The organism is Blastococcus carthaginiensis, from assembly GCF_030731085.1.
Lineage (GTDB): Bacteria > Actinomycetota > Actinomycetes > Mycobacteriales > Geodermatophilaceae > Blastococcus > Blastococcus carthaginiensis.
Map to the genome: position 1 here is coordinate 20,624 of NZ_JASNFN010000002.1, position 19,475 is coordinate 40,098.

Here is a 19,475-nt window from a genome sequence, read left to right on the forward strand (position 1 = left end):
TGCTACCTCCCGAAGAAGCCGAGCTGCAGCCCGACCGGTACGTAGGGCGCGAGGAGCCGGCGCGCTGCCGCCGCCCGCTGCGGGCGTCCCAGGTGGTGGTGGACACCCATCTCCCTCCCGTGCTCCCCGCCCTCGGCGATGACGTCGGGGCAGGAGGAGGCGAGTGCCAGGCAGGACGGCGAGCCTGGATCGTCCGACACGTAGACCGGGCGGGGACCGGGCTCCGACTCGGAGGGAGGGACGCACCGGAAGCGCCGCGGGACGCGGGAGCCCGGACCGACGTAGGAGAAGCGGAGGCAGCCCGTCTGGCGGTGCTCCACGATCACCGTGCCGTCGAGCAGGCAGCTGCTGGCGTCGAGCGATCGCACCTCGACATCACCGCGCAGCGTGCTGCCCTCGGCCGACAGGTGCGCGGCTGCGCCCACGACACACCGCTGTCCTCTGCCGTCGAGGCGGCTGTCGGTGAGCAGGAGCGCCGGGACGGTGGGCGGGAGGTCCACGCCACCGGCGACCGTCCGGAACAGCGAGACCCGCAGCCCGCGGTTGGCGCGCGACCCCGCCTCGACCCGTACCCGCCCCGAGACCGTGCAGGAGCTGAGTGTCAGGGACCCCAGCTCGCCGTCGCCGACGACGACGTCGCCGTCCACCACCAGCCCGTCCAGCACCAGGCTGCTCCCGGCCTCGCCCGTGACGGCGAGGTCCCCCTGCAGGCGGGGCAGCAGCCCGTCCGGGTGGTGGACGCCGGGGGCCGGCGGGGCCATCGTGCCGTCGACCCGCACCGTGTCCGGCCACGCGGCGGCGACCACCACCAGGCGTGTCTGCGCCGGCAACCGCACCGCCAGGGGCCCGGCGTACGCACCGCTGTCGCCGACGGAGACGACCGAGGTCGCTCCGGTCACCGTCTGCTGTGGCGCGGCCCAGGACGCCTCCATGTCGGCGAGGGCACCGCCCAGCGCGTTCCCGTTCGGGTCCGCGCGCACGGCCAGCTGTGCGACCACGCGCCGGCCACCGCGGTCGGGGTCGCCTCGATAGGGGTCAGCGGCCAGCGCGGCCAGGTGGGTGTCGGTGCGATCGTAGGTGCCGGCTCCCACGTCCGCGGTGTCGCCGTAGGCGAACCGGACCCGCAGGCTCCGCGGGTCCACGGGCGCCCCGTCGAGGTAGGGGTGCAGCCGGCCGGCGACGGGGTCGACGACGACCTGCCAGCCCGGGAGCACCCGGCCGGCATCCTCCCCCTCGTCGACCACTGCCAGGTCCTCGTGAGCGTGGACCCGGAGCCGCTGGGGGTCCAGCGCCGCCTGCTCCTCGTCGACCCGGACGGCGAGCGGGAGCTCGTGCCCGGGCAACCGCCCTGCCCGGGCCTCGCGGAGCAGGTGGAGCAGGCGCCTCGGCCGCAGCGGCACCGGGAGGTGGACCTCCTCGGCGACCTGCTCGACGCCGTCCTCCGGCACCGGCACGGCGAACAGCGGCGTCCGGTGCCCCAACGGGTGGACGCTCCAGCCGTCGCTGCCGGCTCGGGCGGGCACGTCCCGGGCCTCGTAGACCTGCAGCGGGAACAGGAACAGCCCGACGTTCGAGATGCCGTACCGCCCCCGGCCGCTGGGGGCGGTGCGGACCTCGACGGTGTGGGCGGTCGACGAGAGCGCCCCCCGCGCCGTGCCGGTGGTGCCGAGCTCCAGGATGCCGGCCGAGCGCAGGGAGACGGTCGCCGTGCGGTCGAGCCGGACGTGGTTGACGTGCGTCGACACGGCGAGCCGCCGGAACTGCTCGACCGCACGGGCGGGCCACCCGGTCGCGTCGCGGGCGAGCTGCTCGAGCACCGCCGCGGTGCCCTTGCGCCTGCGGTAGGCCACCGTGTTCGCGACGACGGCACGCCGGCTGCCGGCCGCGGCCGACCCCACCCCGAGGCCCCGCTCGAGCGGCCCGGGCGGCAGGTCCGTGACGCCGACGAGGTCGCCGAGGTAGGGGACGACCCACTCGGGGGCCGTCTCGGCGAACCAGGAGGCGTAGAGCTCCTCGATGTCGGACTCGAGGACGGCGAGCTCTCCGGCGACCGCGGCGAGCAGCGAGCGCAGCAGGTGCTCCGACGATGCCTCGTCCCGGGCCCGGACGTGCACGGGCACCAGCGCCAGCAGCCGCTCCAGGGCGTCCGCCTGACGGGCGGCACCCGTTCCCCCGCTCACTGCGTCATCTCCCCGATCACGAGGCCATCCGGGTCCAGGGCCAGCAGCTGAGCGGCCTGCACGCCGCCGTGCCAGCGCGCCGGCGCGGCGGTGAGCAGCCCCTCGGCGACCCTCGCTTCCTCGTGGTCCGGCGGTGGCTCGAGCCGGGGCACGGTGCAGGCCAGCACGCCGGGTACCTGCCGGACCACGACGAGGACGGCCGCGGACGACACGGGGCTCGCGAACGTCCGCACCGCCGGCCCGAACGCCGCCGTCAGGGCGGCGCGCACCCGGTCCTCCACCGCGGCGCGCTCGTGGGCCGGATCGTGCCGGACGGCCACGCTGAGGCCGAAGGGGAGCACCTGTCCGGCCCGCACCTCCAGCGGTGTGCCAGGGTCCCGGACGGCGGCCAGGGCGGCGTGCACGTCGGTGCGCAGACCGGCGCTCACCGCGGATGCGTCGGTGCCGAGCAAGGTGACGACCACCAGCTCGCGGCGTCCGTCCCACACCAGGTCGGCGCGGGCCGGGCCGACCCCGGCGTAGCCCCGGGCGAGGTCCTCGTGGTCGGCCACCGACACCGCCCGGTCGAGCGTCCGGACCCGCACCGGCGCGTTGACCCGTGCCTGCTCGAGCTCTTCCGGCGGAGCCCAGTCAGCCGCCGGCGCCGGGTTCTCGACCTGCCGCACGCCCAGCGGGCGCCGGACGAGCAGCGACAGCTGCCCGGCTCCGACCGCACCGGGCGCGCCGATGCCCACGCGGTAGGTGGCGGACACGTTCTCCTCGCCCGTCGGCAGGCGCGCGCCGTGCAGGCCGTCGCCGAAGACGACGTCCGCTCCGCCGTCCTCGTCGTGGCGGACCACGTAGACCCGGTCCTGCGGGCCGGCCGTGTCCAGCCGCGGCACGCGCTCCCACAGGACGCCGTCGACCCGGACCTCGAGCTCGGGGGCCGCCCCTTCCGGGGTGGTCGTCGACCGGACGTGCGTCAGCGGCGCCCGCCGCGGACGGAAGCAGGGAAAGGAGACACGCCCGTCCCCGCTGCCCAGCACCTGCCGCACGGTCTCGCCGTGGCTCGCGGGAACGACGTTGCCCCGCACCCGGACGGAGTCGGGGCGCAGACCCGTCACGCTCCTGTCGAGCTCGAGGCGCATCCGCCGCTCACCGCTCGGCGTGCAGCCGGTCACGGTGGCGGCCTGGACCTGCGGCTGTCCCTCTGCGGCGTCGACGCCGACGACGAGCACGGACCGTCCGACGGGCAGAGGCGGGTCGGTCGCGTGGACCTCGAGCTCCGTGCCGGCGACGGGCCCCGTCCTCGGCCGTTCCTGAGCCGGCAGCGGCCACGAGGCGCAGTGCACGACCGCCCGGCGGCGTTCGAGCTCCGGGACCGCCCGGCGAGGGCCGGCGAGCAGGACGCGGGTGATCCTGCCGCTGAGCGCATACCGCTGGGCGCCGTCCGGGACGACCTTCGTGACGGGGGCAGCGTGCAGGATCGGTGGCGCGTCGTCCGTGGCTGCGGGCTGCTCGACGGCCACCCAGGCGTCCGTCCCGGCCCGGACGGACGGACGGTCGCCGTCGAGCTCGAGCGCATACGGGTCGACGCCGAAGTCCATCCACCTGTGGTGGTCGAGGTCCTGGTCGGCATCGTCGCTGTCGACATGCTCCGAGCCGGCAGGGCGACCGTGCTCGGTGACGAGCAGGTTCGGGTCCGGGGCGTTCCAGCCGAACAGGCTCGCCCGCTCGCCGAACGCGTAGACCTCGGTCGGTCCGTCCCACGCCTCGCCGGCGCCCCCGGTGTCCGTTGCCGGGACCAGTCTCAGGCGCGTCCATCCCGCGTGCCCGGCCGGCTCCGGCTCTACGCCGTCCACGACCCGGAGCCGGGAGACGGTCCCTCGGACGACGAGCAGGCGGCCACCCGGCCGTACGGACGTCGTCGGGCCCCGCAGCCAGAGCTGGTGCGCCTCGCGGGCGACGTGCTGCGGCTCCGCGTCCACGAGGGGGATGTCGTTCCAGGCGCCGCGGACCTCGAGGTCTTCGGCCGTCTCGAACGTCTGCGGTTGCTCGCCCTGGCCGGGAACGCTCTGCACGGGCGTTCCGCGAGGCACCGTCACAGCCGCCGGAGCGCCGGGTGCCGTCTCCCCCGTAAAGGCGAGCTCGACCTGGGCGGAAACGCCGGGACGCAGCTCGTACCCCAGGGTGCGGGCCAGTTCGCGGATCGACCGCCGCTCGGTGGCCGTCCGCAGGAAGCCCTCCTCGGCGATCCGCTCGGAGTAGAAGGCGACGACGTCGCACACCACCGCCCACGCGTCCAGCAGTGCCACGGCCGGGTCCTCGGCCGACTGCCGCGCCAGCGCCCGCAGCTGGGGGGAGCGCCCGTCAGCTCCGAAGGCCGTCCGCATCCGCGCCAGGGCCGTCGCGTGGGTGGCGACCCGCCGGCGCAGATGCGTCTGAGCGGGCGGGTTCGCCGTCGAGGGGAGCTGCGGCGCCAGGGGGTCGCAGCCGCAGTCGGTCACGACCCGCCTCGCAGCTCGACCTCGACCTGCCCCGCCTCGGGATTGCTCGGATCGCTGTCGCAGCGCAGGACCTCGCGCCAGCCCAGGTCGAGCCGCCCGGCGGCGAGAGCCTGCTGCGTGTCGTCGTCGCTCCCCCCGCGGCGGGCGAAGGCGGTGACGTCGACCCAGGCCAGTCCGGGGACCGTCATCGCCGCGGCCACGACATCGGAGACGTACAGCGACTGTCCGAAGGTGAACGCGTCGGGGTGGAAGAAGCCGCGCCGGCCGTCGGGCAGGACCCGGCTGGACAGGACGTCCGAGAGCCGGCCGGCGACGTCGGCGGCCGAGTGCCCGGGCGCGGTGCACCCGCGCAGCCCGATCTGCAGGGGCACGTACACCGGCGGAGCGAGCCGGACGTCCACTCCCGCCCGCCGCCGCAGCTCCAGCCTCGCCGTGACCGCCGCGTCGAGCTCCGCCCCTTCGTGACCGGCGACGGGGTCGACCATGACTTCCTGGTTGTACCAGGAGCCGGTCCACCGGCGGCGGGCGACGGCGCGCTGGACGCCGGGCACGCGCGCCGCCACCGCGGCGTAGTCCGCCGGCACGACCGCGCGCAGCTGGTGCCGGAAGGCGTGCGGCGCCAGCTGCCGGACGTCATCCAGCCGCTCCGGACCGGTCCCGCCTGACGCAGGCAGGGGATTCCAGACGGTGACGTCCGCACCGGTGGGCACGGCCGGAGCACCGTCCGGCCGCAGCAGCAGGGTGGTGAGGCGGCCCGCGACGACGTTGCCGCCCTGCCCCCCGCCCAGCCGGTAGCGCGCTCGGAGCACGCTGCCGCGCGACGGACGGCGCCCTGCGATGCCGTCCCCGAAACGCAGGTGCGCCACCCCGTCGACCTCGGGCTCGACGACGACGTGCGCGTCCAGCCGGCCGCTGGCCAGCAGGTCCCGCCTCGGGCGCCACGTCCGCACGCCGTCGTCCAATTCCAGCGCCGCCCTCGCCGCACGCGCGTCCGGTACGAGCAGGGCGCTCGCCGACGCCCAGGAGCCCCGTGCACGGTCGGCCGGCCGGTCGGTCAGACCGGTCGGGTCGGCCCAGGCGAGTCCGCGACGCGCCAGCACCGGACGGTAGGGCCCGTCCGCAGGCACCTGAGGCGGCGACAGCCCCTCCTCGACGGTCGCCCCGTGATCGGCGAGGACGACGTTGGCGAGGGCGACCGGCGCAGCAGTGCGGCCGTCCGCGGTGCGACCCGTCACGCGCAGCGGCGCCGGGAGCGCGTCCTCGGGGTGCCAGTGGACCTCGAGCACCGTCAGGTCGGGGGCGAGGCGGTCCTCACGGCGCACGGCGTCGCGGATCAGCCGCACCGCATGACGCCGGTCCGGGTCGCCGTCCACGACAGCGCCGCCGGCCGCGCGGTCGGCTAGCACGAGCAGGTCTCCCGCCCGCAGCTCCGGGTCCCCGGTGGCCGACGGTGCGGCGAGGAACGCCGAGGTCGCGCCCCGCGGCAGGCAGTGGTCGGGATCGCCCCAGGCGTGCAGGGGCACGGCGTTGCGCGCCGGGCGCACGGCGAGATCGGTGCAGGTCTCGAAGACCACGGCCCCGGCCTCGGCCGCCTCCCCCGGTGCGGCACCGGGCAGCGGCAGGTCGGCGACGGGCGCGCCGGCACGCAGGGTGAAGGCTGCGGCAGACGTCAGTGCGACCCAGGTCCGCGCCGCGCACCCCTCGTGCACCGCGTAGTCCAGCATCCGCGCGTGGCGGCGCACCGACGAGCGCTGCTGCGCGGTCGCCAGGTAGGCCTCCACCGCGACGGCGTCCTGCCAGTAGGCCAGGCGGTCCCCGACGGCGGCGAACAGCTCCACGAGCATGACGCCGACGTCCGCCGGGTTGCGGTCGTCCCACCCGGGGAGCAGGAGCGAGAGCCGGTCGAGCAGCCGGGTGCGCAGAGCGTCGTAGTCGCGCGCGAGGTAGTCCAGCACGGGCGCGGCCGTGTCGATCGGTGGGCAGGCGGCCTCCTGGCGGCAGTCCGACCCGGTGGAGCAGTCCACCTTGAACGAGAACGGCGCCTCGGCCAGCGGGACGTCGACGTCGTCGGGGACGCCCGCACCGGTCGGCCCGAGCAGGCGCAGCACGTACCGTGAGAAGTCGCCGCTCGTGGTCGTCCGGACGACCAGCACCCCGCCCCGCGCCTGCTCGGGCACGGACGCCCGCACCATCTCGGCGTCGGCGGGGCCGGCGCCGAGCGCCCTCAGGTCGTCCTCCGACGCCTGCGCGAGCACCGCCGCCGGCCAGGCCCAGACGAGCCCGACCGGATTGACGCGCGCGTCGACCCGGACACCGCCGATGACGGCGACCCGGCTGCGGTCCCAGCCGGGCGGCACGTCGCGGTTGAGCAGGTGGACCAGCAGCGTGCGCTGGTCGGCCAGGACCTCGACGAAGTCGATGCCGTCGAGCGTCGGGTGCCCCTCGATGAGCGCACGCCGGGCCTCGCGGTCCACCGGTGCGCCCGGGCCGGAGGCCGTCACGCCGCACCGCCGGACACCCGGAGAACCCGTGGGCCATCGGCGACCGGTGCCTGCAGCGGGCTGTAGACCACCGTGACCTCGAGCAGCGTCTCGACGGCCCGGACCTGCACGTCCTCGACCCGGATGAGGTCGCCGAGGAACTGCTGCAGCGCGCCGTGCACCAGGGCACGCGTGGCACCGGCCAGCTCGTCGCCCGACGGTGCGAAGACCAGGCGGTCGATGCCGCTGCCGAGATCCGGCCGGTTGACCCGCTCTCCGGGCCGGGTGAACAGCACCACCTCGACCAGGCCCTGCAGGTACGCCTCGTCGTCGGCCAGGGCGGTGCGCCCCCGGCCGTCGAGGCGCAGCGGAAAGGCGAGGTGCGTCATGACGCTCGCACCCGCGGCTGCGCGAGGAGCACGGTGAGGGGGACGCCGGTCGGCACGCAGGTCGCGGAGCCCCCCTGCAGGACGAGCGGCTGCCCGTGCGAGGTGACGCGGACGCTGCCCGACGTCCACGAGGCGGTGGCGCAGGGCCCGCCGGCGTTCGGCGGCAGCGGGCAGCCCGCGACCGTCCACGGCGCCGCCAGCTGCACGGACGGTGCCCCACCGAGCAGCACGCGGGGGTTCGGCGCGGTCGGCTGCGCCTGACCACCGTGGGCGCACAGCACCGAGGCGCCCTGCTGCACCAGCGAGCCGGGCATCAGACCACCTCGAGGGCGCCGTCGTTGATGCTGACCGACGCCGCCGTCAGCATGATCTTCGCGGCGCCGACGCTCAGCTCGATCCCGGCAGCGGTGCAGCCGATCGTCATGGCGACCGGCACGGCCGGGGGTCCGACCTCGATGGTGAGGCCGCCGGCTCCCGGCAGGTCGCTGAGCGTGAAGCTCACCCCCTCGGTCTTCCAGACCTTCACCTCGGCCACGGCCGGCGCAGCGGGCACCTGCCCGGCACCCCAGAAGCAGCCGGCGAGGATCGGCCGGTCCGGATCCCCGGCCTCGAACTCGATCCACACGTGGGCGCCGACCGGGGGCACGGCGAACAGGCCCACGCCGTCACCGGCGTACGGCACGCAGGGCTCGGCCCAGCTCATCCGCCCCTCGCCGAGCACGGAGGGGACGGAGACCTGCACGCGTCCGCGCTGGAGCGGGTCGAGATTGCTCTCGACCCTCCCCCGGTGCTTGCCGTAGAAGCTCGTCACACCGGCACCACCGGCACGGTGGAGCCGTGGCCCTCGCGGGCGAGGCTGAAGCGCTGCCGGTAGCCACCGGTGGACAGCTCGTGCTCCACCTCGCGGACGTACCAGAGGCCGTCGTGCGACCAGCCCGCGCCGCGCAGGCCGACGAGCCCGCGTGGCCGCAGCACACCGCCGTAGCGCGCGCCGTCGAGCTCGCCGTCGGCGACCACCGCGTCACCGGATCGCTCGGCCTGTCCCTGTGCCCGCGCGAAGGCGCCGACGATGCCCGTCCCGCTCTGGCGGAGCCGCCGGCGGCGCAGCTCGGCCGCGTACTCCACCGACAGCGGACGTGCCGCGAGCGGAGGACGCAGGCTCGGCCCGCTGCGGACCGGGACGGCTCGCCCCGTGAGCGGGTCCTGCACCATCCCCTCGACGGTGACCGGCGCGAGCGCGTCGATCCGGAACTGCGGCGGCGCGGTCACGTTCGTCTCCGGACCGAGGTCCACCGAGACCGCTCGCTGCGGCACGCCCACCCGGACGGGCGGCCCCCAGTAGAAGGTGCTGGTGGCCGGCACCGGCCCGGGGATGACGTAGGCGACGTAGCCGTGGCGCTCGGCGAGCATGGTCAGGTGCCCGAGGTCGGTGTCGTGCTGGGTCGGCACCCGCTCGATCGGCAGCGGCGGGTCGGCGGACGGCGGCGGCACGACCAGGGGCACCAGCCCGCGTGCGGCGTACGGCGCGAGCACCGCCAGCACCTGGACGGGGTCGTCGAGCCCCACGTGCTCGACGTCGCGCTCCTCGCGGTCCAGCAGGAGCGACAGGTCCTCCCCGGTCGCCGTCAGCGTGGCCTGGCCCGGCCGGTCCCCAGGGGTCAGGGCGACGGTCGTGACGATCCCGTCCATGAGGACGGCGGGCAGCGCGCCGAACGTCAGCACGAGCACGACACGCGCGTTGACGGCGACCGGCGAATCCTGCAACAGCCGCGTGTCCAGGGCGGCGAGCGGTCCCGCGCGTCCCGCGTCGAAGGTCAGCGTGAACACCGAGCGCTCGCCGTCGGTCTCGGTCACCAGGACCTGCCGAAGCCGCGCGGTCACGGGCGCGGGCAGGGGTACGGGTACGGCACGTCCCGCGAGGACCGTCAGTCGCACCCCGGGCGCGGGCACGTCAGACCACCGGCGCCGGCACGACGAGCAGCCGACCCGCGGCGTCGCGCGCGACGAGGTCGTCGGGATCCAGGGCGTGGTTGGCGTCGCAGATCCGCCAGAACGCCATCGGATCGCCGTAGTAGCGGGCGCTGACCAGGTCCAGCCGGTCCTCCTCGGCGACGCGGTGGTGCGCCAGCGCGGGTGCGCTCGAGGTGCCGTGCAGGCGCCGCCGCAGGTAGGAGACCTCGCGCTCGCCCCCGCGGCCGTCGACGATGCGGGCGCTCGCGACCTCCGCGCCGTCGTACCGGCTCCCCCTGGCCACGTCAGGCCCCCGCCAGGGCGCCCAGCGCGGCGCCCGTCCCGGTCGAGCTGCCGACTGTGGCCAGCGTCTCCTTGAGCACCTGGTGGCGGAGGGAGAGCCAGTACCCCGGATCGCTCGTCGGCAGGTCGCTGTAGGTGAGGACGTGCAGCGCCAGCTCCACGCTCGCCCGGATCGGCGACAGAGCCGGGTCGAAGGCCTGCTCGGTGATCGTCAGGGTCTCCAGCCGCACGGGCAGCACCCGCGCGGGCCCCCAGACCAGGACGGTGAGCGGTCCGGCCGGCGGGAGAATCTCGATCGTCCCGGCCAGCAGCATCGCCGTGTCGGCGATCACCCGGGCACTGCTGGGGGTGAGCAGCATCTCCAGCGTCGCCAGCGCCGGCGCGATACCGGCCGCCCGGGCGACCGGGTCGTCGGCCTCCAGCTGGTCGGCGGCGTCCACCTCCACGGTCATCGTCACCGACTCGGTCGGCGCCCCGTAGACGCGGTGGGGGTCCGCGGCCCGGTCCTGCTGCTGACGGGTGTCGGCCCGCGGCCGCAGGGTTCGCGTAACGGAGTCGGGGTTGTACTGGAACACGACCACCCGGGACGCCGGGCTCCACGGGTCCACCGCGACGATCGAACCCCGGAGCGTGCGCGGAGTGCCCGGAAAGCTGCTCACGTGCACAGCCTCACGGCGTAGCGTCACCCGTGCGTCACCGCAGTCTGATCAGACGCGTCCGAACCTCGGACAGGATTGAGCCGCTCGCTGCGGACGCGGGCACGCCCCTACACCGCCTGGCGACGCAGGTCACGATCCGTCAAGAGCGGTGAAGTCTTGTGGTCAGGGGCTGGCACGGCGTCGAAGCGCAGCCGGCCCACACAGCATCAGGCCTCGGTCTTGCTCACCAGCAGGCGGACGACTCCCTCGTCGAGCCGCTCCTGCCCGACGACGTGCCAGCTGCTCTCGAACCACGCGGGGACTCCCTTGCCGCCGGACGCAGCCACGACCTCGACTCCCAGGTCGCCTGACACGCGGGCCAACACCGCGCGTGCGTCCGGCACGCGGTGTCCGACGAGCGTCGGCACGTGATCGCCGTCGAGGACGAGGCCGCGCGGAGCCAGCGACCCGAGGAACTCCAAGCCGCGCGCCTGGCTGCACTGCAGGCCCTGCAGTTCCGCAAGCGCGCGGGGGGCGTACATAGGAGCGGCGCCGCGCTGCAGCGCCTCCACTCGGCGGGACATCCTGTCGATGTCCCGCAGGAGGACGTTGACAGCGGCCGACGCCAGCCCCTCGCGCTGCTCAGGCAGAGCGAGTAGACACACACCCAGGACCCTGGCAAGAACCGGCGTCGGGGAAACGGGTACCGCGACCTTGGGCTCGTCGTCGACCCAGCCGAGCACGGCCGCTGCCAGCCCCATGTTGGGGTCGACATGGCTGAACAGGTCGGCGACCTTGCGGGCGCGCGACGCGGCTTTCGGCAGCCACCCCTTGCGCAGCTGTCCCACCAGGATCTGGACTGCCTCGACGTAGCGCAGCCGGACGTCGCCGCACCAGCCATCGACCTCCAGCAGGTCGAGCAAGAAATCGGTTCGCCGGACCGCCGCGGCCGCCTGCAACCGCTCGCAATCGACGAACACGGACGATGTGCAGACTTCCAGGAGGACGACGAGCCGGTGCACCTGGTCGCCGCAGGGCTTCATCTCGGGCTGGTCACCGACCCAGGCGAGCAGGTTGTTGCGCCAGAGGCTCGAGCGGTTGCGCAATGACTCGACATAAGCGCTACCGGTGATGTGCGGACCGAGCCGGTCGAACAGGTCCTGGTGATCGCGGATGACCCCGTCGATCTCGTCCGGAGGGGCGTCGCGCAACGCGGAGGCGACCGTCAACTGCAGCAGCAGCAGCGCTGCCTCGCAGTCCTCGTCCAGAGGGAAGTACTTCTGCAAGCTGGAGACGTTCGGCATGCGCCCTCCTCGACCGGCGACTGTGAAAGATGAAGGACCTGAGCTCATCGATCTCTCATCCCGCCGGCACCCGAGCCGAGAGCCACCCGCGCGAGGGTGCCGGGCTGGTGTAGATCGGGGCTGCTCGCCGAGAGCTCTCCGAGCCGGTCCAGCGCGGCCTCCAGTGGCACGTCGCTGCCCCGGCGCGCGAGGACCTCGACCAGTGCCTGGGCGGCGGGCGCCTCGAGGGCGCCATTGCGGACAAGTGCGCCAGACGCGCAGGCAGCGGCGGACACGGCCTCGGCGATGCGTCCTTGATATAGAAGCGACCAGGCCAAATTCATCCGGCACAACCCCGTCAATCGCAGGTTCTGCAGCTTCTCGGCCTCCTGGGCGGCCCGGCGGAGAGTTTGCTCAGCCCCTTCTGGGTCACCCTGCGCGAGGAGGACGAGCGCGCGGACGTTGCGGAGGAAACCCGCGGAGTCGCTCTCCGGGCTGTCGCGGTAGGCGTCGAGACCCTCCTCGACCGCGCGAAGGGCGCGTGCGGTGTCCTGCTCGAGCAGCGCGACGAGCGCTTCGACGTCAGCTCGCTGCGCGCGCAACAAGGGCGGATCGTCGTCCCGGCTCAACTCGACCATCCGCCGGACAGTCATCGCGGCGGCCGGCACGTCCTGCAGGTAACACAGCGACAGCGCCTGTTCGAACAGCGCATCCATCCGGCAGTTGTGCGGCGCCGCATCGTCCTCGCCGACCGTTGTCAGGACCCGGACGGCCTCGTGCGCCCGGCCGAGGTGCCGCAGTGTCGTCCCATACCGCACGTCGATGGCTGCTTTCGGAAGGGGGAGGGCCTCGTCGCCGGAAGAGTGGGCGACGAGCGTCCGCAGCGCCTCCTCCGCCTCGTGCAGGGATCCGTCGAAGAACTCGAGCGCGGCGCGGCACCACAGCACGGGCGAGACCGGCACGTCCGGATGCTGCTCCGCCTGGCGAAGCGCGGTGCGCAACAGTGCTCCCTCGCCACCGCGTGCCAGGAAGTCGGCGACCTCGGCCAGTGCAGTCAGCGCCGCACCGTGGTCTCCCGCGCGCCACCGGTGCTCGTACTCCTTGACGTGCGGCATCGCGTCCGACACGAACCTCAACGCGATGACAGGCCGCCGCTGGCTCGCGTACCACCTCGCCAATTCGGTGTCACGCTGGCGCAGCGTCTCGCCGGACAGCAGCACGGCGCGCACGTGGTCGGCGTCGAGTGGGTGCAACCGCACGAGGCCCGAGTCCCGGTCGTATGCGAGCTCCCGGCTGCGCCACAGGGTGGCCAGGACACTGCGCACCTCGCGCGCGTTCGCGACGTCGGCCAGCACTGGGGGCACGGCCTCCGCAGGCAGCGGAATCCCCGCCGCGGCGAGCAGCCCGACGACTGCCCTGCCGATCGCGTCGAGCCGCGTCCAGCCCTGGCTCACCAGCTGGCGGACGAGCTCCTCCGGCGGAACGTCGGACTCGAGGACGTCCTGAGCCGCAAACGGGTCGTCGGTCAGCAGGCGGGCCAGCAACTCCAGTCCACGCGGGATGCCGTGGAGCGTCCGAGCCGCCTGCCGCAGCTGCTCGTCCGAGAGTTCTCGCAGCCCCTGGCCGCCGGGCGCGATCGCACGGAGCACGTGGACCGCGTCCTCCTCCGGTAACCCTGCGTCGAGCTCCAGCTCGCGGACGTGACTCACGAGGTCGCCGGGCAGGCGCAGCGGGCGCTGTGAAGTCGTCACCACTGTCTGGCCGGCTGGTGCCCGGCAGGCGGAGTCCAGGAAGGCGACGACCTCCGCGTCGAGGAGTTCGCCAGTGCCCGGGTCCTGCAGGTCGTCGAGATTGTCGAGCACTACCACGGCGCGACGCGCGCTGAGTGCCTGCCACAGGGCCGGCAGAGCCCGCTCCCGCACGTTCTTCAGATTCTCGCTCAGGCGGCTGCGCTCCTCGGGTGGAAGCAGGCCGGCGAGTGCTTCGTACAACCCGGACAGCGTCAGGGAACCGGGACCGGTGCGCGTGGACAGGTAGACGAGCCCGTCGACGTCCTCGAGCGGGCTGCGACGCGGGTCGGGCTCCTCGAAGTCCGCGAGCACGCGCGCAACCATCGCGCTCTTCCCGATCCCGCGACGCCCGGTCACGCTGATGACCCTCTGCCGGGAGAGGACGAGCGCCCGCAGCTCGGCCCGCTGGGCGTCCCGGTCACGCCAGCAGCCGACACCCCCCGAGATGCGATCGCCGACGATGCGAGTGCTCCGAGGCGTGCTCGCGTCGTCGACCAGCCGGGTTCGCGTCCATACACCGCCATCGGCGACCAGCCAGTCGACGAGGTCGGGGTGGTCCGCGAAGGTGTGGACGGGTTGCGCGCGCAGCTCCCGGCGCTCGGGGTCGTCCGCATCCACGTCGGCCTCCACGATCCCGAGGAGAAGCCCCTTGTGATGTGCGAACAGCGCCGCGCCGGACATTCCAGACCAGGAGCTGCCTGCGCGCATCACCGTGCCGACGCGGCCCTCGACGTGCACCGCCCACCGCTGTCGCTTGTACTGCGACAGCGGTGGCACGACGCCGATCAACTGCCGTGACTCCCGCAGCTCGCCGTCCGCGTCCACCTGGACGTCGGTAGCGGGGAACCCGACTGCAGTGCAGGCGACTGGCGCGGAGCCGTCGAGGATCTCCGCCCACGCCACCGGCTCGGCAGGCGCGTTGTCCCAGGACGGATCGAGCACCAGCAGCAGAGCCGCATCGATATCCCGCGCCGGGTGCCACCACACGACGGTCGCGTCAGCGAAGGACTGGCCTGGGCCGGCGGACAACCGTCGCACTCGGCAGCGGAGCTGGTGAGCGACCTCGTGTCGCAGCGCAGTCAGCTCGTCGTGCCCGAGCTTCGCCGGCGCCGACCGGGTGGTCGTCGGCATGGCGGCTTGCACGACGTGTCGGGCTGTGAGGACGAGTCGGTTCGACAGCAGGTAGCCGGACCCAGCCGAGCGGTCAGCGGGTACCCAGATTTCCGCGACGTTCCGTGCGGTCGGTAGTCGTGAGCCATTGCCGGACACGATGTCCGACCTAGTCAGTTCCGGAGGCTGTCGGTCATCGTGGCTCCTCGGCTGTCGAGTCGCGCACGAGGGCAGGCCTGCGCCGGGCACCGTCGTCGAGCACCGGTGTGAGAGTGAGGGCCAGGCGGTGCGTCACTTCCTGCGAGTGACTGCCCTTCGCCCCGAACGAGACGACGCCGAAGCGGACGCCGCCCTCGGCCGAGGCGTCGCGGGTTACGACCACGCCGAACTCGATCTCGATCGCACCGAGCTCGAAGCGGAGGCTCTCGCGTTCACCCTGCTGCATTGCGCTCGTCAATTGCTGCCGCAGGCTCGTAAGGGTGTCAGCGAGATCAGCGGTCGCTACGTCCATGGTCATCCCCCAGAGCGCGCTGAGGGCGTCAGCATGCCAAAAGCCAACATTCGCTGGCAAGGAGTATCGGTTCGCCCCCACAGCTCGGCCCATTCGTCAACGACAGCCCACATTCGACTGTTCAGTTTCAGTGACGGGCGGGTCCCACGGCTGGTCACGACAGGCCCTAGCCGCGCCGGGCCAGGGCCGGGTCGCCGACGACCCCCGCGCAACGCTCGAGCCGGGCGTTTCCCGCGATGCGCGGGGCACCAGCACGGCGTCCTGCGCCCGCGACGCTACTCGAATGGGCCGCCGCTTTGCATGCCATCGTGCCATCGCGAATCTCCTGCATGGTGTTGAGCGTCTGCTTTCCGTTCTCGCCAGCAGCAATCACTACGACCTTCGTCAACGCCTTTACTGCTGGAAATGCAGGCGCCCGTCGTGATGAGACTGCTCGAGAAGTAGGTCACGGGGGCGTCGTCCGCCTTCAACTTGCCGCCCCTGAGGGCGCTCACCGTCGCAGCGTGGGCCCTCCTCACCGCCTTCTTTCTGGTCCAGCTTGATATCCAGGTGCCACCAGTAAAGCGCGACGGCCACGTCCTACGCCTCTTCACTTGCGCTGGGGACCGACCGGTCGTCAGCCAGCCGCCGGAGGGAGGGCGGCCTGCCGGAGCCGGACGGTAACGGGTACTGCGTCACCGACTCGTCAAGCAGGTTCGCCGCCGGCGGTCCGCGGCCCGACGGGACGCACAGCGGGCGTGACGCGGGAGCGATGACCGCCGGCGACGGTGACGACGCCGCCAGCGTCAGGAGCCGCCATGCCGCCCACGCTCACCTACCCGGGTGTGTCTACGTCCATGAGATTCCTAGCGATGGCCGGACGATCACCGGGGTCGCGACCGCGGTGACCGCGTTTGTCGGCCGCGCACTGCGAGGACCCGTCGACACCCCGACGCGCATCACTTGGGATGGGCAGTTTGACCGGTAGTTCGGTGACTGTGGCGCGAGAGCGCGCTCGGCCAAGCCGCCCGGACTACTAGTACTGCGGCCGTCAACGTTCGCCTGCCTGGCGGCTGCCTTCCCGAGACCGCCACGGATGGCGACGGAGTGCGCAGATGGTCAGTTTTCGGCACGGGAATGGCGCGTCTGCGCACACTGTCCTGACGCGAAGCGCTAGTCGGCCCAGCTTGAACCAGTCGAAGGTTGCGTGACGCGGTACTAGGTCAACGGCGGCATCGCCGCGGTCGTCGTCCGGCCGCCGGCGGCCGGGGCAGCACAGCGGCGACCGCGACCGTCCTCGACGCGGGCGGCCTCACGCTGACCGCGGCGAGCCGGGGCCGCTGGGGAAGCGCGCTGAAGGCCGACGTCAGCCCGGCCCCGGGTCCTGAGGCTGCCGAGGTCGCGCGCGGTCAGGACGTGCACGTCGGCAACCTACTCCCCCTGGTCGTCCCGGCCTGTTCACCCTGAACCCGTACGGCGTCATCGACGGCTGGGCCGTCCTCTCGGCAGACGAGCCCGTCAGGCAGCTGAGCGGTCACGCGGCGACCGCGCTGCGGGACGGGGTCACGATCCTCCCGATTGCCACCGACGACGAGGTCGTCGGAGGCAAGTTCTGCCAATCGTCCCGGCTCCACGATGAGTGCAGTCCCTACCTGGAGATCACCGAGGTGCCGGACGTCATCGGGCAGTCGCTCCGCGACGTGCGGACGCGCATGGAGGCGACCGAGCTCATCGTGGGGCGAGTCACCGACAACTTCCGAGGAGCGGACGTGTAGAGCAGACCTGAGGCCGCCGGCGCCAGGGCGGTCGTGGGCACCCCTGTCGACGTCCGGATGACGGACAGGTCGATGGTCGTGTCGAGATGACATCTCCGACGCCGCCCCCGGGAGGGAGCGGCAGGCCGCGCAGCGGTCGCGGTGTCCCGCCGGCATCGCCGGCGTCCTGCCCAGGACCGCCCGGCGCCTGCGGGCGACGCGGGCTCACTGACCGCCGTCGGGCGGACCGACAGCCTGGTGGGGCAGCCTCTCGAGCCAGTCGCGGACGGCATCGAGCACGGCCGCGGGCGAGGACGCCACGGCCACGGTCGTCTCCTCCACAGCCCTTCCACCGGTGGCATCTGGCAGGGTCAGCAGGCGCGCCCTGAAGTCCCCGGCGTCCTCGAGCCAGACTCGGACGAGCAACGCCGCGCCCCGGTGGTCGCCCACGGCACCTCGGTCGCGGATCACACGCGACGAGGCTCCCCGGCGGCGCCGGCGGACGCGAGCTCCGGAAGGCGCCACACCCTTTCCCCCTTCAGTGCCCGCCCGGGAGCCCGGCCGTCGCGCGGCGCCGGGCGGGCGCGGCCGCCGTGGCCCCAGGCCTGGGCACCAGCTGGTCGGGCCGCGGCCGGCTCCGGACAGCGAGCCCGCGGCGCACCTGCGGGATGTGCTGGACCAGCCGGGTCATCTGCTCGGTGGGTGGGACGCCGAGCTCGTCCTCCAGGAGGGTCCGGAAGAGCTCGTAGGCCCGGACCGCCTCGGCCAGGTTGCCTTCGGCCAGGTGGATCCTCACGAGGATCCGACGGGCGCTTTCCCGCAGGGGCTCCGCACCGACAGCCGCGTGCGCCGCCTCCAGAGCCTCGCCGTGGCGGCCGAGGGAGAGCAGGCGCGCGGCCACGGCCTCGAGCGCCTGCATGCGCAGCTGGCGCAGCCGCTCACGTTCGAGGAGGACCCAGTCGTCGTACCACCCGGGCAGGAGGTCGCCGAGGAGATCGGTGTCCGGAAGGTCCGTGCTCGCCCGGACGGCGCGGTCGGACCTGACGGAAGCCCCGATCGCCCCGAGCGCCCAGTCACTCATCTCGCTGACGTCGACCCGGACGTCGGTGCCGAGCCGGAGGGCGCCGCCCGACACCTCGACCAGGCCGGGCGCGGCCTTGTTGAGCCGCCACAACGCCGACCGCAGGCTCCCGTGCGCGTGGTCCTCGGGGACGTCGGGCCACAGCCGGCCGGCCGTCGCTGTCCGGGTCGGCCGGTGGGACAGGCACACGAGCGCCACCAGGCGCTGCACCGCCCGCGGCAGGTCGTCACCGGCAGAGGGCCGGGCGACGCCGGAGAGGCGCAGCCCGAAACCGTCGAGCAACGTGACGCGGGAACCAGACGAGCGGTCCACGGGAGGGCTCCTTCCTCTCGGAGGCCGGTGGCCGAGGCAGAGGACGCCGGGGTCGACCGTCGCCTGGTGTCCGGTCGCGCCGCCCGACGACCGCCGCGCTGCATCGGTCACCGGGGGCGCGTGGACGGTGGCCCTGATCCCGTCGCGTGCGGGCGGTCCGGCATGGCTCCCCTCGACGCGGCACGTGGTTGCGTGGGCAACGCTAGGGGGCGGCAGGCCGTCGGACCGTACGCAGTTGTGCGTAGGGACCGGCGACGGCCGTCGACACCGCGGCCGCTTACCGGAACGGGATCGTCGCCGAACGCCTTCCCCCTCGGCGAGCGCCCTCCTACAGTGGGCCCCGTGTCGCACGCCACGGCATCCGAAGCAGCGTGGTTGGAGCTCGTCGGCGGCATCCTGCAGGGGCGGTCGGGCAGGCGGGAGTTCCCGCACGCCGAGGTCGCCGGCCTGCTCCTGACGTCCTTCGACGCAGCCTGCTGCTCGCTGAACGTCGTGGACGGGGCGTGGGTCGACCACGTCGTCGGCGCCTGGCCCGAGGGCTACCTGCCGAGGACGCCGCCGTCGGGCGTCCTCCCCGATGCGACGACGCACCCCCTCATCCGCTGGTACGCCGTCACGGGCAGCTGTGAGGTCCAGATCCTGGGGCGGGTGCCGCGCGAGGTGGCTTCCGCGCGGATGGCGGCCGAGTGGTCGGCCTTCGCACGTCCCCTCGGCATCACCCACCAGCTCGCCCTGCCCCTCCGGCTGGGCGAGGGGATCCAGGCCTACGTGGTCAGCCGTCCCGACGACGACTACCAGGACGCTGATGCCGAGCTCGCGCGGCTGGTCCGTCCGGCCCTTGCGGCGCTCGTCGGGCAGCAGCAGGTGATGCAGGACGTGGCGGACTGGCAGTACGAGCGCGTCCGTGGCACCCGTCTGACCGAACGCGAGTACGCCGTCCTCAGGCTGCTCGGCGCGGGCCTGACCGCCGAATCCATCGCCCGCCGCCTGCACACCTCTCCGCGGACGGTGCACAAGCACCTCGAGCACCTGTACCGGAAGCTCGGCGTGCGGGACAGGCTGATGGCGGTCCAGCGAGCGCACGAGGCCGGTCTCCTGGCCACAGCCGTGGAGTGCGGCGCAGCACGGCGGCCGGCGGACGGCGCACCCACGCTGCCCTCCCCCCGTCGCTCGGAGCAGTCCCCCGTGCTCCCCCCGCCCGGTCACTGATCGCGGGCCGGCGCGAGCGG

The 19,475-nt window shown here is 73.7% G+C and carries 15 protein-coding genes; 1 reads left to right on the plus strand and 14 read right to left on the minus strand.

The features are described 5' to 3' along the window. Nucleotides 1-2 precede the first annotated feature (2 nt). The 14 genes from QOZ88_RS02930 to QOZ88_RS02995 form a co-directional block, all read right to left on the minus strand. Nucleotides 3-2,180 carry a hypothetical protein gene (locus QOZ88_RS02930; RefSeq protein ID WP_305998298.1) on the minus strand — a complete coding sequence of 726 codons (2,178 nt, stop codon included), beginning with the start codon at nt 2,178-2,180 and terminating at the stop codon, nt 3-5. Then, nucleotides 2,177-4,666 (minus strand): baseplate J/gp47 family protein, encoded by a 2,490-nt coding sequence (locus QOZ88_RS02935; protein ID WP_305998299.1) that lies wholly within the window; start codon nt 4,664-4,666, stop codon nt 2,177-2,179. The genes QOZ88_RS02930 and QOZ88_RS02935 overlap by 4 nt, the downstream gene beginning before the upstream one ends. Beyond that, entirely contained in the window at nt 4,663-7,167 is a 2,505-nt protein-coding gene (locus QOZ88_RS02940) for a putative baseplate assembly protein (RefSeq protein WP_305998300.1), read from the minus strand. The genes QOZ88_RS02935 and QOZ88_RS02940 overlap by 4 nt, the downstream gene beginning before the upstream one ends. Then, a complete protein-coding gene (locus QOZ88_RS02945) occupies nt 7,164-7,535 on the minus strand; it encodes a GPW/gp25 family protein (protein ID WP_305998301.1) in 372 nt (123 codons plus the stop codon). Before QOZ88_RS02945 ends, QOZ88_RS02940 begins: the two co-directional genes overlap by 4 nt. After that, a complete protein-coding gene (locus tag QOZ88_RS02950) occupies nt 7,532-7,849 on the minus strand; it encodes a hypothetical protein (RefSeq protein WP_305998302.1) in 318 nt (105 codons plus the stop codon). The genes QOZ88_RS02945 and QOZ88_RS02950 overlap by 4 nt, the downstream gene beginning before the upstream one ends. After that, nucleotides 7,849-8,346: a phage baseplate assembly protein V gene (locus QOZ88_RS02955; protein ID WP_305998303.1), complete on the minus strand. Its 498-nt coding sequence runs from the start codon at nt 8,344-8,346 to the stop codon at nt 7,849-7,851. Before QOZ88_RS02955 ends, QOZ88_RS02950 begins: the two co-directional genes overlap by 1 nt. Beyond that, complete coding sequence (locus QOZ88_RS02960) at nt 8,343-9,389, minus strand: hypothetical protein (RefSeq protein ID WP_305998304.1); 1,047 nt, start codon at nt 9,387-9,389, stop codon at nt 8,343-8,345. The genes QOZ88_RS02955 and QOZ88_RS02960 overlap by 4 nt, the downstream gene beginning before the upstream one ends. A gap of 97 nt (nt 9,390-9,486) precedes the next feature. Further along, a complete protein-coding gene (locus QOZ88_RS02965) occupies nt 9,487-9,789 on the minus strand; it encodes a LysM domain-containing protein (RefSeq protein ID WP_305998305.1) in 303 nt (100 codons plus the stop codon). A 1-nt stretch (nt 9,790) separates the two neighbouring features. Beyond that, a complete protein-coding gene (locus QOZ88_RS02970; RefSeq protein WP_305998306.1) occupies nt 9,791-10,447 on the minus strand; it encodes a hypothetical protein in 657 nt (218 codons plus the stop codon). Nucleotides 10,448-10,653: 206 nt separating this feature from the next. Continuing rightward, complete coding sequence (locus QOZ88_RS02975; protein WP_305998307.1) at nt 10,654-11,730, minus strand: hypothetical protein; 1,077 nt, start codon at nt 11,728-11,730, stop codon at nt 10,654-10,656. A gap of 44 nt (nt 11,731-11,774) precedes the next feature. Continuing rightward, a complete protein-coding gene (locus QOZ88_RS02980) occupies nt 11,775-14,858 on the minus strand; it encodes a trypsin-like peptidase domain-containing protein (RefSeq protein WP_319946868.1) in 3,084 nt (1,027 codons plus the stop codon). Then, a complete protein-coding gene (locus QOZ88_RS02985) occupies nt 14,803-15,120 on the minus strand; it encodes a trypco2 family protein (protein WP_305998309.1) in 318 nt (105 codons plus the stop codon). The genes QOZ88_RS02980 and QOZ88_RS02985 overlap by 56 nt, the downstream gene beginning before the upstream one ends. Nucleotides 15,121-17,078: 1,958 nt before the next feature. Next, nucleotides 17,079-17,303: a hypothetical protein gene (locus tag QOZ88_RS02990; RefSeq protein WP_305998310.1), complete on the minus strand. Its 225-nt coding sequence runs from the start codon at nt 17,301-17,303 to the stop codon at nt 17,079-17,081. 88 nt (nt 17,304-17,391) lie between these two features. Beyond that, on the minus strand, nt 17,392-18,246 hold the full coding sequence (locus QOZ88_RS02995; protein WP_305998311.1) for an AfsR/SARP family transcriptional regulator: 855 nt from the start codon (nt 18,244-18,246) through the stop codon (nt 17,392-17,394). 342 nt (nt 18,247-18,588) lie between these two features. Between QOZ88_RS02995 and QOZ88_RS03000 the strand changes: the two genes are divergently transcribed. After that, nucleotides 18,589-19,455, plus strand: coding sequence for a helix-turn-helix transcriptional regulator (locus tag QOZ88_RS03000; RefSeq protein WP_305998312.1), 867 nt, complete (start codon nt 18,589-18,591; stop codon nt 19,453-19,455). Nucleotides 19,456-19,475: the final 20 nt, after the last annotated feature.

Excerpts from the sequence above, each read along its gene's own strand:
- QOZ88_RS02945 (WP_305998301.1), bottom strand. The coding sequence starts at position 7,535 with ATGACGCACCTCGCCTTTCCGCTGCGCCTCGACGGCCGGGGGCGCACC.
- QOZ88_RS02950 (WP_305998302.1), bottom strand. The coding sequence starts at position 7,849 with ATGCCCGGCTCGCTGGTGCAGCAGGGCGCCTCGGTGCTGTGCGCCCAC.
- QOZ88_RS02975 (WP_305998307.1), bottom strand. The coding sequence starts at position 11,730 with ATGCCGAACGTCTCCAGCTTGCAGAAGTACTTCCCTCTGGACGAGGAC.
- QOZ88_RS02985 (WP_305998309.1), bottom strand. The coding sequence starts at position 15,120 with ATGGACGTAGCGACCGCTGATCTCGCTGACACCCTTACGAGCCTGCGG.